Source organism: Bradyrhizobium sp. 191, assembly GCF_023100985.1.
GTDB lineage: Bacteria > Pseudomonadota > Alphaproteobacteria > Rhizobiales > Xanthobacteraceae > Bradyrhizobium > Bradyrhizobium diversitatis.
The window spans coordinates 1,176,682-1,191,906 of record NZ_CP064692.1; the positions used below are offsets into that span (position 1 = coordinate 1,176,682).

Genomic DNA, 15,225 nt, shown 5'->3' on the forward strand with positions numbered 1-15,225 from the left:
GGGCATGCTGAGCATCATCACTGCGGCAGAGGCCGCCGGTCTCATCCGCGACTCTGACACGCTGATCGTCGGCGGCAATGGCGGCACCGGCGCTGCCGAAGCCATTCTCGACGCACTGGAGCAGCGTTTCCTCGGCGGTCACGGCCCGCACAATCTGACGCTGATCAACATCACCGGCGTCGGCGCCGTGACCGAGAAGGGCCTCTGCCATCTCGCCCATGAAGGCCTGATCGCGCGCGTGATCGGCGGCAACTTCGGGCTCCAGGTGCCGTTCATGCGCCTCGTCCGCGACGAGCTGATCGACGCCTATAATTTCCCGCAAGGCGTGATGAGCCAGCTCTGCCGTGCCATGGCCGCGAAGCATCCGGGCGTGCTCACCCATGTCGGCCTCAACACCTACATGGACCCGCGCCAGGATGGCGGGCGCATGAACAAGCGCACCACCGCGCCGCTGGTCGACCTGCTCGAGCTACACGGCCAGTCCTGGCTGCTGTACCGCGTCCCCGCCCCGCCCGACGTCGCCATCATCCGCGGGACCTCGGCCGACGAGGACGGCTATATCAGCATGGAGCACGAGGGCACGACGCGCGAGGATCTGTCGATCGCGCAGGCCGTGCACAATGCCGGCGGCACCGTGATCTGCCAGGTTAAGCGCATCGTGAAGCGCGGCTCGATTCATCCGCAGATGGTCAAGATCCCCGGCTTCCTGATCGACCATGTCGTGCTCGAGCCCGAGCAGATGCAGACTTACGGCACCGCCTATGACCCCGCGCGCTGCGGCGAGACGCGGGTTCCAGAGGCGATGATCACGCCCGATCCGCTCACCGAGCGGCGGGTGATCGCCCGCCGCGCCGCCTTCGAATTGCTCCCGCGCGACGTCGTCAATCTCGGCGTCGGCATCTCCGCAATGATCCCCAATGTCGCGGCCGAGGAAGGCATCTCCGACCTGATCACGCTGACGGTGGAATCCGGCGTGGTTGGCGGCGTGCCGGGTCATGCCCGCGAATTCGGCACTGCGATCAATCCGCGCGTCATTCTCGACCAGGCCTATCAGTTCGACTTCTATGACGGCGGCGGCCTCTCCTGCGCCTTCCTCTCCTTCGCCGAGGTGGACGAGGCGGGCAACGTCAACGTCACGCGCTTCGGCGAGCGCCGCGACGGCTCCGGCGGCTTCATCGACATCACCCAGAATGCCAAGCGGCTGATCTTCAGCGGCACCATGACCGGCGGCAAGTTCGACATCGGTGTCGAGAACGGCCGCCTCGCGATCCGGCGCGACGGCGCTTTCCACAAGTTTGTCCCACAAGTCGGCCAGATCAGCTTCAGCGCTTCCCTCGCCGCGCAGCGCGGCCAGCATGTCAGCTACATCACCGAGCGCGCCGTGTTCGAGCTGGAGAGCGGCCACGTGACGCTGACCGAGATCGCGCCCGGCGTGCGGCTGGAGCAGGACATCCTCGCCCATATGGGCTTTCGCCCACGCATCAGCCCGCAACTGAAAGACATGGACCCACGCATCTTCCGCTCCGGCCCGATGGGAATCGCGCAGAGTTTCAAGGCCCTCCCCGCGCGGCCGCGCAAGGTTGCCTGAGGGATCAGCATGGACACGAGCGCCCCGATCAATCTCCGCTACGAGGACATCGCGCTCGGCGCGGAGTTCGAGACCGCCGTGCACACCGTGACGGAGGCCGACATCGCAGTCTTCGCCGACGTCACGCGCGATCATCATCCGCTCCATGTCGATGGCGCCTATGCGCGCTCCCGCGGCTTTCCCGCGGTGATTGGCCATGGCCTGTTCGGCCTGTCCCTGATGGAAGGGCTGAAGTCGGAACTGAAGCTGTACGAGGAGACCTCGGTCGCCTCGCTAGGCTGGGACGAGGTCAAATTCAGGGGTCCCATCGTCGCTGGCGATAGCTTGCGGGTGCGCTTCCGATTCGTCGAGAAGCGGCCGACCAAAAACCCCGCGCGCGGCATCGTCGTCGAGACGCTCGACCTCCTCAACCAGCGCGACGAGGTGGTGACCGCGGCGCGCCACATCTCGCTGATCCTGACCCGGCAAGCCGATGCTGTGGCGGCCACATGACGAGACAATGAAGAAGACTTCGGACCGGAGAACGGCTCCTCTGCCATCCACGATTTGATCGGAGTATTCAGATGCGATTTCCCAAAATCTTCTCCGCCCTCGTTCTTCTGGCCGGCCTGACGCAGGCCGCCGGTGCCCAGACCTGCACGCCGAAGGTTCCGGCGTCGAGCCTGATCGAGGCGCCGAAATGGCAGATGTCGATCAACCCGACGCTGCCGCCGCAGCAATTCGTCGACGACAAGGGCGAACTACAGGGCCTCAACGTCGAGCTCGCCCGCGAGATCGCCAAGCGCATCTGCGTCGAGGCGGTGTTCCTGCGCATGGACTTCCCGCCGATGATCCCGGCGCTGCGCTCGGGGCGGTTCGATGCCATCAACACCGGCCTGTTCTGGACCGAGGAGCGCTCGAAGATGCTCTACCTCGTGCCTTATGCGCAGCAGGCGATCAGCATCTACACCGATCCCTCCTCCAGCCTGAAGCTCGAAAAGTTCGAGGATCTCGCCGGCCGCGTCGTCGGCGTGGAATCGGCGACCTACACCGAGCGCAAAGCGCGCGAGTTCAGCATCGCGACGGAGGCCAAGGGCCTCAAGCCGATCGAGCTGCGCACCTTCACCACCGTCACCGCCACCTCTGCGGCACTGCGCGCCGGGCAGCTCGAGGCCGCGCTCAACATCAACGAGACCGCCAACTCGCTCGAGCAGAAGGGCATCGCAAAGATCTGGGTCCGCGACATCGCCGGCACAGACATTACGTTTGCCTTTCGCGACAAGCAGCTCGCGCAGGCCGCCGCCGATGCCCTCACTGCGATCCGCGCCGACGGCACCTATGACAAGCTGTTCGACAAGTTCGGCATGACCAAACTGAAGGCCACGACGTTCGCCATTCGCGGCGACGGGCCGACCAATTAACAAGCTTGCGCTGCCTCATGTGTGGCCGCGCATATAAGATCGACCCTATCAACAACTGCCGTTGATGGGAGAACAGCATCCGCCCGCTATACTCGTTGGTCGCGGGGAACGCGACCAGCCAATACCCTAGGAACGATTTGATCTCGGATCGATCAGCACGACCATGCGATTAAGTGGCAATTGAGTGACAATTTTCATCTTCGAGAACTGAGGTTGCTCGTCAGCACTCGCACTAGTCTGCGGTCATCCTCGAAAACTCTGCCTTGCACTCGCACCACTGAAGGCCGACCCCGTCCGCTTCAGAAGGCTTGCTCCTCGTTGGCTGTCGAAAGATTTTTCTTGCTCTCTCGGTGCACACGTCGTGCACACACCACCCTCTAAGTATTTGAATAGCTTAACTCTCGTTCCAATCCATCATGGGCGCTACGGAAAAGCGCCACCTTTCGCAACCTCTGCTTTCGTTGATTTTTCCACCATAAACCGTTGAACACATTGCGCAAAGCGTTGCGTATCGTTGTGACCTTGCCTGCATCGCCGAGGATTTCCCGCCTGCTGGTATCCACCGACTCGAGCAGCGCGACATTGGCACCCGCCTCAGCGAGATGGAGCGCGGCCGACAGACCAGTATATCCGCCGCCGACGATGGCCGTGTCGACCTTGATCGAGCCGTTCAGTCCGGCGATGTCAGGCGCCGGTGGTGCGGTCAATTCCCAGAGACCGCGGGATCTGGCGTTGCCTAGCATCGGCTCCGACGTCCTCTTTTGCGTCCGCCCGCGGGTCGGGTTGTCCGAGGCGCGTTTGCACAACGCTGCGACGCCTCTTCGTTCACGAGCACCTCTATGACAGCTTCGTGCCGCGGCTGAAGAAGGTCTATGCCTCCATCTCCGTCGGCAATCCGCTCGCCCAGGGCGTCAAGTTCGACTTCGATTGAACGGAAATCGCCGTGAACACGTCACTGCAGACATCATCGCATTTCCGGCCGGCCTCCCGCCTCTCGTCGATCGGGATATCCAGCGATTTTACTGAGCTGCTTCGCGCGATCGCTCTTGTACCAAGGTGGTTACCGAGGAGAGACAACGACGACTACCCTTCCGCACGGAAGAGCGTTGGAACGCAAAACGGCAGATCACGCTATCGAGACTCTCGTTGACGTCGCGCACGCGATGCCCGTGAAAGGCCATCCACTTCTCGATCCGGCGTACGCCCGTGCGTCCCAGCCCCGGCTGTGCAAGGAGTTCGGCCCTGGTATGGAGCGACGCAATTTCGAGGAGATAGTTCATGCGCGTCGACGGCTCCCTGCCGATCAACGCCGCAAGTGGGCTGTAGACCAGTATGACTGCGATCCGCTCCGGCAAATGACTCTGGCTTTGCTTGAGAGCGAAGGCTTTCCTCACGGTCAGTTCCACCCGAACCTACAAACATTCCAAAGATCGTTCTAAGAACATCTCTAGCAGAGCCGTTCGGCGTTGTCCCCGGTGCACACCCCCTGGTTGATATCGATTAGACAAGTTCTAGATCGACGCCGTTCCAAGTCAATTATCGGAACACGCCAGATTGCGTCCTGCGGACATCGCGAATTGGGCCGCGACCTCAGCTTGAGCCATGCCAGAAGCAACCCTCAGGGCCGCAGACGCAGGTTTTGCGGTCTCACCGCACCATTAATCGTCGATGCGGGATCCCCGCCGCCCGTGCTTGCCGTGCCGGATTCGCCTGGTCCGGCACAGCAATTGGCGTGTTCATCACCGCGAGCTAAGCAATGAGCTCCCGGCGCGATATGGTCGAAAGCAGTGACTCCGCAATCTCCTGGGAACGCACGGCAAGAACCGAAAGCAGCGTATCGCTCAGGCCGTGGGAGGACTCCGAATAGCCCTGGAGGTGAATCTGCGGCCGGAACGCCGGGCTGGTCACGAGCCGGTAGTTGCGATCCAGCGCCGCATCGCGAATGTAGCGGCGGATCGGTTCGAGAAACCCGTGCGGCGTATCCCTGTCGTATCCCGTCGCCAGAACGACCACGTCGTAAGTCGAACGACGGTTTTCGCCGCGGAACTTGTCGATCACGCCGATCTCGATGCCGTCCGGTCCCGCATCCACATTGGTAATCTCGCTGCGGGGACGCAACACGACCCTTGCGTCGCCACCGACGCGCTGCTGGTAGAGCAGCCAATACAGCTGGTCCAGCAGGTCGGAATCGACGACGGCATAGTTGGTGTTCCGGAAGTTGCGGACGATCGCATCCCGCCGCTCGGCAGGCTGCGCGTAGACGAAGTCCGTATAGTCCGGGTTGAAGATCTCATTGACGAAGGGACTGCTGTCGGACGGCTTGAGAGCGTGGCCGCGGAAGATCAGATCGATGTGCGCTTCGGGACATCGGCCATGAAGATCGACCGTTACCTCCGTCGCGCTCTGCCCGCCACCGACGACGGCCACGCGCACGGCCCGGCCGCGCGGGACAACGCGCTCGATCAGGTCGAGATAGCGGCTGGAATGCAGCAGCCTGCGATCGTCGGCAGCCTTGGCAAACACCTGCGGAACATAGGGCTGGCCTCCTACCGCGACCACGAGATTTCGCGCCAGCCGCACGGTCTCTCCGCCGGCGAGCGAGCGCGAATGCACCCGCAACGACGTCACCGTCTGCCCGGCCGTCACCGGCTCGACGGCGACGATGGTCTCGCCGTAAGCGGCCTGCGACTTGAAATGGCTCGCCACCCACTGCAGGTAATCATTGAACTCGACCCGGCTCGGATGGAACGTCCGGCAGTTGATGAACTCCAGCAAGCGGCCGCGCTTGTGCAGATAGTTCACAAAGGTGAAGGGGCTGGTCGGATCGCGCAAGGAGACAAGATCCTTGAGAAACGATATCTGCATGTCGCTGCCTGGAAGCAGCATGCCGCCATGCCAGGTGAAGTGCGGCTGCTTCTCCACGAACAGCGGCGTGCATTTTTGCCGAGACCGCTTCGCGCATTCGTCCAATGCGATCGCAAGCGCGAGGTTGGAGGGCCCGAATCCAACGCCGATGACGTCGTGCTCGACCGCAAGTTGATGAGACATGAAGCTGCGCTCCGCTCGAGCTCTAGGATGGGACCGCCGGGCCGGCGGCTGCCGGAAGCCAGAGCCGATCGCCGAAGAAGCGCTCGCGTAACAACACCACCAGGGTCGCGCGCTTATGGGGAAAGTCGAAATTCTTGATCTTCGCGAACCCCGAGCGCTCGAGATTGCGAAGCTGCTGGGAGTGCGCCGCCGCCGGCTCCCCGACGATCCGCTGCGTACGGCAATCGTCAAGGAACATGTAGTGCATCAGTGACGGCAGCCACGCGCTGATATAACGACCGCCGCGAAAAGCGTCCTCGCCCACGACCACGTGCCATCCCCGGTCATAGTCATCGGCATCATAGAACGGCGCGATGCGATTTTCCTTGGCCCAGTAAAGTTCGAAATAGCCAAACGGCTCATCACCGAAGCAGCCGATCAACGGCAGCATATGGGGATCAGCCAGGTTACCGGCCAGATATCGCCGATGCCTGTCGAGATCGCCCGCCTCGTTCCAGAACGCATCGACGCGGGGGTCATTCATCCAGCGATGCAACAAATGGAGATCATTCTCGAGATCGGCCACGCGAAACGAGATGACCTCCGACAGCCAGGGAATGAAACGGCCGTACACCTTTCCCGTCGGCTTGGCGGCGCGGCGCGGGTGGCGCTTGCCGTCCGTCATGACGTGGAGTTGCGGCAATGGCGGTCGCCCGGGGTTGACCAGCCAGTTGTCCCGCCGCTGCATGACTAGTTCGGGCAGCAGCACCAGCTGCCCCTCGGACATGATGGCGAGACCACTCTCCGTCAGCTCTCGTGCAAGCGGCGCTCTTCCAGCGAAGTCCAGAACGAGCCGATCGCCGCCAGGTCGCCAGGCAAACAGCGCCTCGGCGGACGCCGACACCGCCCGTGCCGCAACCTCGCGGTCGTCCGAGGCATTCAGGATCTCGACGTGATCGACGCGCTCGCGCAGACGCAGGTCCAATGCGGTCACATCGGCAGCGACGACGCGAAGGCGATCGCCCTCCTGGAAAACGGTCTGAGCGGAATATGGGCCGACCGGGAACGCACGAGGTCCGGTCCCGGAATCCGAAGCCTTGTTCATCCGGCCCTCGCATCTCGATCATCGCTGACGCGTGGTGTAGATCACTCGCCTACAGGCTGACAAGGAATGCGCGCACACGCAGATTAGATTCTCTACAAATCTGACGGCCTGTCGCAAAACGGGATCGCATCCTGTCGTTTGCGTGCGACAAATAGCACCAGCGGCTCGCTACAATATGTCTAAAGCGGCGCATCGGTTGGAACTGCAGAAGCCCCAGCGACGTTGCTGACCCTTGCCTCACTTGCGACGATCTTGCCGTCGCGCAGCCGCACCAGATGATCCGCAATCCCGAAATAGCGATCATCGTGTGAAATCACGATGATGGTCTTTCCGAGACGCTTCAGATCCGGGAGCAGCTCCGTGTAGAAGATGTGCCGGAAGGCCGGATCCTGATCCGCGGCCCACTCGTCGAACACGAGAACGGGTCTTTCCTCCAGCCACGCATTCATCAGGGCCAATCGCTTGCGCTGTCCGGTCGACAGGTCCGTCGTCGTGAACACGCCGTTCTCGACGGAGACCTTGTGCGCGACCTCCAACCTCCGGAGGTAGCGCTCCGCGACATCGGGAACCACGCCCTCTCCGCGTATGAGATCCTCGAACAGATAGTAGTCGGAGAAAATGGTCGTGAAGAGCTGGCGGTAATCGTCCCGCGTCTCCGTCAGGACGGGCGAGCCGTCGCGAAGCACGATGCCGCCATGAGGAGCGTATAGACCCAGCAACAGCTTGATGAGAGTCGTCTTTCCGCTTCCATTCTGCCCCACGATGAAAACGATTTCTCCCTGCCGGACAACCAGATCAACCGGCCCAAGGACGAAGGGGGCACTGCCCGGCACGGCACGAAAGGCATAGGTTACGCCACGGAGCTCGATCGATTCGATCGTCGTCTTGCCCGGCGGAGCGGGAGCAGTGGCCAGAAGATTATGCTCGGGGGTCGAGAACTGCTCCGAGAGTTCCGCAATGCGCCGCATCGCGACCTGGGCGCGGCCAAGCGCCGGCAGGATACCGATGACCTGATCAATGGGTCCGCGCATGTAGAGCAGGACCAGCACGAAGCCACTGGACACTGCGGCAGGGCTGTCGGGCCAAAGGAACGGACGCAAGGTCAGCGCCACGCCGATCACGACAAAAAACAGCATCGTGCCGAACGCCCGCGCCGTCACGAACAGATTGATCGACCTGATCTGCACCGAGCTGATCCGGTCGACGGTCTGCTGAAGTTGCTCCGCATAGACGCGCCAACGGCGGACGCGATTGAGACGCAGCTCCTTGGCGCCCTCGGCGATCGCGCGATACTGCTTGTGCAGCTGATCCTCCGCATCGCGCGCCACGTTGAAGCCGTGGACGCCTCTGGTTCTTGCATAGCCATGCGCCAGCGACCCCAGAACGATGACGGCTCCCGTGATCAGGAACAACGGCCACGACAGCACCGCCAGGTAAACCATGCAGCCGAGCGCGATCACGAGCGAGACGAAAAAGGACGAAAAGAAGAACGCGAAATCGCTGATCGTGTCGACGTCCTGCGTGAGGACCGGGATCAGGCGATGGGTCCGGTAGATTTCGAGCTGATCGATGGGCGCGGCCAGGATTTTGGCGGCCAGCGACTTGCGAAGCTCGGCGATGATCCGCTGTCCGACATAGTTGGCGCTGACATCGGCGCCGATGGACCCGATCAGAATCAGGAGGCACAGGCCGGCAAACGCCAGCAGCAGCGTGATGACGTCGGCCTGCGTGGCATAGAGCCCGTGATTGACGACCGCGAGCAACGCCGCGACGCTGGCGCCGCCAACCAGACCCAGAACGATGCCGCCGAGCACGAGCGGCCAGTAAGGCCGCAGGAGGTGCAGAATCTGCGCCATCAGGCCGCTTCGTGAGTTCATGATGAGAGCCGCGCTGGAGAAGACCTGAAGCGAGCCTATACGGTCCGTCACGATCAGAACAAGCCGTGCCGATGTGATGCGAATACATGATGGCAGCACCGCTCTTCCAGCGCTTATTTCGTCGGCTCTTTCGATGGATTCTAATTTGGGATCCCCGATGCCTTTAATATGATGCGGGTAGTACCGCTTTTGCAGCGCAGCCGGCGAGCGAGCAGGATTTTGATCCGGCGCCGTGCCGGGCTGCGACATCCGGACATCGAAGCACTTGAAGGCCAGCATCGGACAGGCCCGATGGAGAATGACTTTGGACCCGCTTATCTCCGAAACCCGCATCGTGCTTCCCGATGCCGCCGGCCTCGCTGCGCGGATGATCGATCATCTGGCCGAGCATGACATCGCTTTCGAGGACCGCGGCGGCCTCATGGTGGCGACATTGCCGTTTGGAACCAGTTCCCTCGCCGTCGAGGCCGAAGTGCTCAAGATCCGCGTCGAGGCCGACGACAAGGGCAATCTGGAGATGCTGCGCGCGGTCGTCGCCTCGCATGTGATCGAATTCGCGGGCGACATCGCCCCGACCATCGTTTGGTCGGGTCATGAGTCCAACGGCGGCACGCTGGCCAACTTCCGCGAGGTGCGGCTGAAGGCCGCGATCACCCTGACGCCGCACATGCGGCGGCTGACCTTCACCGGCGAAGACATCGCCCGTTTCGTGAACGACGACGAGTTGCACGTGCGGCTGTACTTCCCGCCCGAAGGCCTCGCCAAGCCAGAATGGCCGTGGCCGGCGCCGGACGGACGTATCCTTTGGCCGGAGCCCGACCGCAGGCCCGTGACCCGCTACTACACAATCCGCCGCATCGACTTGCAGACCCGCGAGATCGATATCGATTTCGTGATTCATGATCATGCCGGACCGGGCTCGGCCTTCGCCGTCAACGCAAAGGCCGGCGCAGTCTGCGGCATGGCCGGTCCGCTCGGCCGCGGCATTCGTCCGGCACGCTGGTTGCTTCTCGTGGGCGACGAAACCGCCCTCCCCGCCATCGCGCGAATTCTCGAGACGCTGCCGGCAACGGCAACGGGTGAGGCCTTCATCGAGGTTGCCGATCGAAGCGAGGAAGTTCCGCTGGTCGCGCCGAGCGGCGTAGCGATCCGCTGGCTGCATCGCGCGGGCCGTCCCGCCGGAACGACGCAGCTCCTGGTCGACGCCGTCAAGGCCGTGCAATGGCCCGACCATGGCGATGTCTTCGCCTGGGTCGCGTGTGAGGCGCAGGCGCTGAAGACCCTGCGAAACCATTTGCGCGACGAGCGAAGGCTCTCCCGCGATCAGCATCTGGCCGTCGCCTATTGGAGCCTGCGCCAACCATGACTTTCCAAAACGCGCAGACGGACAAAAGCACGCTCGCCGCGCCGACCAGCACCACGCAGGCCTTACAAAATGTACCCACCTCGTTGTTCGAGCTCGACCAGGTCGGCTTCGCGGTGGCTGGGCGCGCGCTGCTCGAACCGCTCACCTTGTCCCTTCCCGCGCGCAGCGTCGTCGGACTGATCGGGCATAACGGCTCCGGCAAGTCAACCTTGCTGAAATTGTTGTCGCGCCAGCAGCCGAGCACGTCAGGAACGATTCTTTTCGAAGGCCGCGCACTGCGCGCCTGGAGCGATCGGGACTATGCCCGCAAGGTCGCCTACCTGCCGCAGCAGACGCCGCCCGCCGCCGGCATGCTGGTCAAGGAGCTGGTCGCACTCGGCCGCTATCCCTGGCACGGCGCGCTCGGCCGGTTCAGCGAGATCGACCGCAAGAAGGTCGAAAGCGCCATGGCGTTGACCCATATCGAGCCATTTGCGGACCGCCTGGTCGATACGTTGTCCGGCGGCGAGCGCCAGCGGGCCTGGATCGGCATGCTGGTGGCGCAGGATGCCGAGTGCCTGTTGCTCGACGAGCCGACCTCGGCGCTGGACATCGCCCATCAGATCGAGGTGCTGTCGCTGGTCAGGCAGCTCGCCCGCGAGCGCAATCTCGGCGTGGTCGTCGTGCTTCACGACGTCAACATGGCCGCCCGCTTCTGCGACGAGATCATCGCGCTCCACTCCGGGAAGCTGATTGCCCGCGGCAGGCCGGAAGAGATCATGACGCCCGCCGAGCTCGAAACCATCTACGGCATCCCGATGGGCGTGATGCCGTCGCCGGATCACGGCCATCTCATCAGCTTCGCGCGGTAAGCGGCATCGCTTGGGCCGCAGTCATCGCCGCTGCGGCCGCAGCAGCCAGATGAGGTAGGGTCCGGCGAGCATCATGGCGAAGATACCGGCGGGCATCTGGAACGGAAAGATCACCATGCGTCCGGCCCAATCTGCCGTGACCATCAGGATCGCCCCGATCAACGCGGCCAGCGCCGCCTGATGCAACGCGCGCTGCGCGCCCATCATCCGCGCCATGTGCGGAGCAATGAATCCAACCAGACTCAGAAGGCCCACCATCAGCGTCGCCGTCGCGGTCAACAATGCCGTGAGCAGCATGATGATGATGCGGCTTCTCGCCAGCGAGATGCCGACCGAACGCGCGGCCGTCGCTCCGAGCGGCAGGATGTCGAGCCAGCGCGACAGCAGCGGCACCATGATCAGCAGAACGAGCGCCGCCGCAGCGAGGACCGCGGCCTCGGCCGGACCGATCTGGTAAAGCGACCCGGTCAGCAATGACAGCAGCGTACCGATCCGCGGATCGCCCGTCGCCAGCGCCATGGCGATGATCGCGCCGAACGCCGCGCTCATGGCGACCCCGGCCAGGAGCACGCGCTCCGGACTGAACTCGGACCGCCGGCTGAACAGCAACACTAGCGCCAGCACGATGAAGGCGCCGATGCCAGCTGCCGCAATCTGCGCCAGCCGCGTGTGCGGGGGAAAGAGATAGAGCAGAACGATCACGCCCATCGCCGCGCCATAGCTGATGCCCATGACCTCCGGCGCGGCCATCGGGTTTCCGGTCATCCGCTGCAGCAGCGTGCCGGCGACCGCCAGCGTCGCGCCCGCGGCCAGCGCCGACACCATGCGCGGCCCGCGCCACGGCCAGAACTCCTGCAAGCCGGACGGACCGCTCCAGTGCCAGCCGTCCGAGCCGACCCCCAGCGCGAGTGCGATCCAGACCACGAGCAGCAGCAAGACAAGAGCGAACAGGATCACGCGCCAGGGGTGATCGAGACGCTGCGGAGCGGATGGCGTCAGATTTCCCATCGGCATGGTAGCCCGCAGCCGCGGCAGCAGCAGGAGCAACATCGGCGCGCCGATCAGGGCCGTCACCGCGCCGGCCGGCATTTCGCGATAGCCGGGCGGAATCAACAGCACGAGCTGATCCGTCAGCCACAGCAGCAGGGCGCCGCAAAGAGGCGCCCAGATCAGCCGGTCGCGAAAGCGACGCGCGCCCGACAGCATGACGATGGCCGGCGCGGACAAGCCGACGAATCCCATGACGCCGACCACGCTGACGACCGAAGCGCTGAGCGCGATCGCAATGACGAGCGCGAAGATCCGCGCTCGCGTCAATCCAAGGCCCAGATTGCGCGCGGTCTCGTCGTCGAAACCGAGCAGGGTCAGCGGACGAACCATCACCGCGATCAGGACGACCGATATCAGGAGCCGCGGCGCCAGGAACGTCACGTTGCTCCAGTCCTGCTGATTGAGGAAGCCCGCCCCCCAGATGAACAGCCCGATCAGATATTCGTGGTTGAGCAGTACCAGCGCCTGGGTGGTCACGGCGCAGTAATAACTGACGATCAATCCGGCGAGCACCAGGACGACGGGCGACAGCGCACGCTTCCAGGTCAGCCCGAACACACACAGGAACGCAGCGAACCCGCCGCACAGCGCAATCCACTCGCGGCCGAAGGCGAGCAGCGACGGCGCCCATAGGGTCGTCACGGCCAGCGCAAGATAGGCGCCGTTCAGGACGCCGATGGTGCTCGGCTCCGCAAGCGGATTGCGCAACACCTGCTGAGAGACCGTGCCGGCAAGACCGAGGGCCGCGCCGGCCAGCAACGCCACCGCAATGCGCGGAAACACGGTGTAGTGCACGAGCATCTGCTGGGGATCGGTGACCTCAGGCCGCCACAACACCGGCAGCCAGGCGCCGGCGGGCAGATATCCGGACAGGTTGCGCCAAGTCAGCGCGGCCGCGGCTGCCAGCAGCAAGCCGATCAGCACCGCCGGATGCATCTCCAGGCCGGACCGGGCCGGCAGTGCCTCAACCTTGCTCATGGCTTTCCCGCGGCAGACGTTCGGCGAGAAGGCGGGCAAAACGTTCGGCCGCCGGCACGCCGCCATAGAAGAACTGATTACCCAGGACCGTCAGCCGGTGCGATCGAAGTGACGGCAGGGTGTGAAGCACAGGGCTCGCCTTCAGCAGCGCCTCGACATCCGTGACCCGCGAGGTCATCAAGACCAGCCGCGCGTCCGGAACCGCGGCGAGCACTTCGAGCCCAACACTGGTATAGCCCCATGGGCCGCTCTGTCCGGTCCAGGCATTCCTCAATCCGCACTGATCGAGCACCTCCTGATAGAGGCTGTTCGGACCGAACACGAGCGCGCGGTTGCGCGCGATCTCGCTGACGAGATAGAGCGGCTTGCCGCTGCGACCCCGGAGCCGCTCACGATAGCCGGCCATGGCGACGTCGAAACGGGCGAAATAGGCTTCGCACGCCGACTGCACCTCGAGGCGTTTGGCAAGCTCCAGCGTCGAACGACGCGCCGTGTCGAGAGGATGCCCGCCGGGTCTGAAGATCGTGAACGTCTCGACCGGCGCGATCAGCTTGAGCCGCGGTATGGCGGCCGCAATGCTGGGATCGATGATGATGATGTCGGGCGCGAAGCTCTGCAGCAGTTCGAGATTTGGCTCCGAACGCAGACCGATCTCCTGAACGGCGGACGGGACAGCCGGCTCGACGACCAGCCGGCCATAGCGCTCGATCTCCGGAATCACCAGCGGCACGACACCAAGCGCCAGTATCGTCTGGGCACAGGCCCAGCCGAGCGCAGCGACCCGGAGGCCGGATTGCGATCCGGCGGTTTGAGCAAACGCCATGGGCCATCTACCCGCAAGGGCCGTGCCTCCGATCGCCGCGCCCGCGCCGAGGAGCGCACGGCGGGACAGCCTATGGTCTGGAATAGACGTGCTCATGGGATCCGTTCAGGCGCCTCTCGCAGAGGGGCCGCGAGAGATGATGATCATGACATACTCTCGTTCACGCCGCATTGCCATATCAGGCCGCCTTTTCGCCAGCGGCGAGAAAGGCCTTGGCGAGCGCCCGCCCGATGGTGGCCCTCGCCTGCAAGGCATCGGCCACGATATTCCCCATGCGCAGGAATTCATGGATCATGCCGGGATAAACGTGCAGATCGACGGGAACGCCGGCCGCGGCTAACCGCGCCGCATAATTGCGCCCCTCGTCCACCAAGGGATCGAACTCGGCGAGGACGATGCAAGCGGGAGCGAGGCCCGACAAATCATCCGCTGCGAGCGGCGCGAAACGCCAATCGTCGCGATCCGACTCATCGCGGAGATATTGCCGGAAGAACCAATCGACAGTGCTACGCTCCAGGAGATGGCCGGTACCGTAGCGCTCGTAGGATGCGGAGGTTTGTCGGGAGCTGAGACCGGGATAAGCGAGAACCTGGAGCACCGGCTGCGGAAGGCCCGTCTTTGTCCTCGCTTCGATCGCGAGCGCGGCGGCAAGCGTTCCGCCGGCACTGTCGCCGCCGACGGCAATGCGGTGCGGATCGAGCCCGATCGCGCGGCCTTCCCGACCGATCCAGGCCAACGCATCGACTGCATCCTCGAAGGCCGTCGGAAACTTGTGCTCCGGCGCGAGCCTGTAGCCGACCGAGAGCACCGCCGCACCGCTGTCCATGGCGAGGCCGCGGCACAATGGCTGATGCGAATCGAGGCTGCCGACGACGAAGCCGCCGCCGTGCATGTAAAGAAGAACCGGACTGGGGGTACGCTCGCTCGGCTGCGCGCTCGCATAGAGCCGCGCCTCGATCGTCGCGCCATCCCGAGCCGGCAGCGACAAACCCCGCTCGTAGGCCGACGCCGGCGGATCGACATCAAGCAGCGGTGAGGACGCATCGAAATCGGCTCGCGCCTGCGCGGCGGTCAATTGCGGAAACGGAGTTCGCGCGCCGCTTTCGGTGCCGGCCTGCACCATCTCGAGCAATGCTGCGATATCTGGATCAAGACTCAAG

The 15,225-nt window shown here is 63.9% G+C and carries 12 protein-coding genes and 2 pseudogenes; 6 read left to right on the forward strand and 8 right to left on the reverse strand.

The genetic code is table 11. The features are described 5' to 3' along the window. The first annotated feature begins 4 nt into the window (after nt 1–4). The 3 genes from IVB23_RS05665 (at nt 5) to IVB23_RS05675 (ending at nt 2,988) form a co-directional block, all read left to right on the forward strand. The gene (locus tag IVB23_RS05665; protein ID WP_247802876.1) at nt 5–1,588 is read left to right on the forward strand and encodes a CoA-transferase; all 1,584 of its coding nucleotides are present in this window, start codon (nt 5–7) and stop codon (nt 1,586–1,588) included. 9 nt (nt 1,589–1,597) lie between these two features. Further along, nucleotides 1,598–2,080: a MaoC family dehydratase gene (locus tag IVB23_RS05670; RefSeq protein ID WP_247802879.1), complete on the forward strand. Its 483-nt coding sequence runs from the start codon at nt 1,598–1,600 to the stop codon at nt 2,078–2,080. A gap of 71 nt (nt 2,081–2,151) precedes the next feature. Further along, nucleotides 2,152–2,988 (forward strand): transporter substrate-binding domain-containing protein, encoded by an 837-nt coding sequence (locus IVB23_RS05675; protein WP_247802882.1) that lies wholly within the window; start codon nt 2,152–2,154, stop codon nt 2,986–2,988. Nucleotides 2,989–3,551: 563 nt separating this feature from the next. Here the strand turns inward: IVB23_RS05675 and IVB23_RS39420 are convergent. Beyond that, nucleotides 3,552–3,731, reverse strand: a pseudogene (locus tag IVB23_RS39420) (FAD-dependent oxidoreductase); the annotation flags it as partial. Between the two features lie 50 nt (nt 3,732–3,781). Between IVB23_RS39420 and IVB23_RS05685 the strand changes: the two are divergent. After that, a pseudogene (locus tag IVB23_RS05685) lies at nt 3,782–3,889 on the forward strand (aldehyde dehydrogenase family protein); the annotation flags it as partial. A 118-nt stretch (nt 3,890–4,007) separates the two neighbouring features. Here the strand turns inward: IVB23_RS05685 and IVB23_RS05690 are convergent. The 4 genes from IVB23_RS05690 to IVB23_RS05705 form a co-directional block, all read right to left on the reverse strand. Then, nucleotides 4,008–4,382 (reverse strand): hypothetical protein, encoded by a 375-nt coding sequence (locus tag IVB23_RS05690; protein ID WP_063816713.1) that lies wholly within the window; start codon nt 4,380–4,382, stop codon nt 4,008–4,010. A 355-nt stretch (nt 4,383–4,737) separates the two neighbouring features. Continuing rightward, the gene (locus IVB23_RS05695) at nt 4,738–6,036 is read right to left on the reverse strand and encodes a lysine N(6)-hydroxylase/L-ornithine N(5)-oxygenase family protein (RefSeq protein WP_247802884.1); all 1,299 of its coding nucleotides are present in this window, start codon (nt 6,034–6,036) and stop codon (nt 4,738–4,740) included. Nucleotides 6,037–6,058: 22 nt separating this feature from the next. After that, the gene (locus IVB23_RS05700; RefSeq protein ID WP_247802886.1) at nt 6,059–7,120 is read right to left on the reverse strand and encodes a GNAT family N-acetyltransferase; all 1,062 of its coding nucleotides are present in this window, start codon (nt 7,118–7,120) and stop codon (nt 6,059–6,061) included. Nucleotides 7,121–7,299: 179 nt separating this feature from the next. Further along, complete coding sequence (locus IVB23_RS05705) at nt 7,300–9,276, reverse strand: cyclic peptide export ABC transporter (RefSeq protein WP_346659136.1); 1,977 nt, start codon at nt 9,274–9,276, stop codon at nt 7,300–7,302. 25 nt (nt 9,277–9,301) lie between these two features. On the opposite strand from IVB23_RS05705, the gene IVB23_RS05710 reads away from it, so the two are divergent. Together IVB23_RS05710 and IVB23_RS05715 are read left to right on the forward strand one after the other, a co-directional pair. Next, complete coding sequence (locus IVB23_RS05710; protein WP_247802888.1) at nt 9,302–10,363, forward strand: siderophore-interacting protein; 1,062 nt, start codon at nt 9,302–9,304, stop codon at nt 10,361–10,363. Then, a complete protein-coding gene (locus tag IVB23_RS05715) occupies nt 10,360–11,214 on the forward strand; it encodes an ATP-binding cassette domain-containing protein (protein ID WP_247802890.1) in 855 nt (284 codons plus the stop codon). Before IVB23_RS05710 ends, IVB23_RS05715 begins: the two co-directional genes overlap by 4 nt. A 21-nt stretch (nt 11,215–11,235) precedes the next feature. On the opposite strand, the gene fhuB is transcribed toward IVB23_RS05715, so the two are convergent. The 3 genes from fhuB to IVB23_RS05730 all read right to left on the reverse strand — a co-directional run bounded on the left by fhuB (nt 11,236) and on the right by IVB23_RS05730 (nt 15,224). Then, complete coding sequence (gene fhuB, locus IVB23_RS05720) at nt 11,236–13,242, reverse strand: Fe(3+)-hydroxamate ABC transporter permease FhuB (RefSeq protein ID WP_197488784.1); 2,007 nt, start codon at nt 13,240–13,242, stop codon at nt 11,236–11,238. Beyond that, the gene (locus IVB23_RS05725; RefSeq protein WP_247802892.1) at nt 13,229–14,065 is read right to left on the reverse strand and encodes an ABC transporter substrate-binding protein; all 837 of its coding nucleotides are present in this window, start codon (nt 14,063–14,065) and stop codon (nt 13,229–13,231) included. The genes fhuB and IVB23_RS05725 overlap by 14 nt, the downstream gene beginning before the upstream one ends. A 178-nt stretch (nt 14,066–14,243) precedes the next feature. Beyond that, on the reverse strand, nt 14,244–15,224 hold the full coding sequence (locus tag IVB23_RS05730) for an alpha/beta hydrolase (RefSeq protein ID WP_247802894.1): 981 nt from the start codon (nt 15,222–15,224) through the stop codon (nt 14,244–14,246). Nucleotide 15,225: the final 1 nt, after the last annotated feature.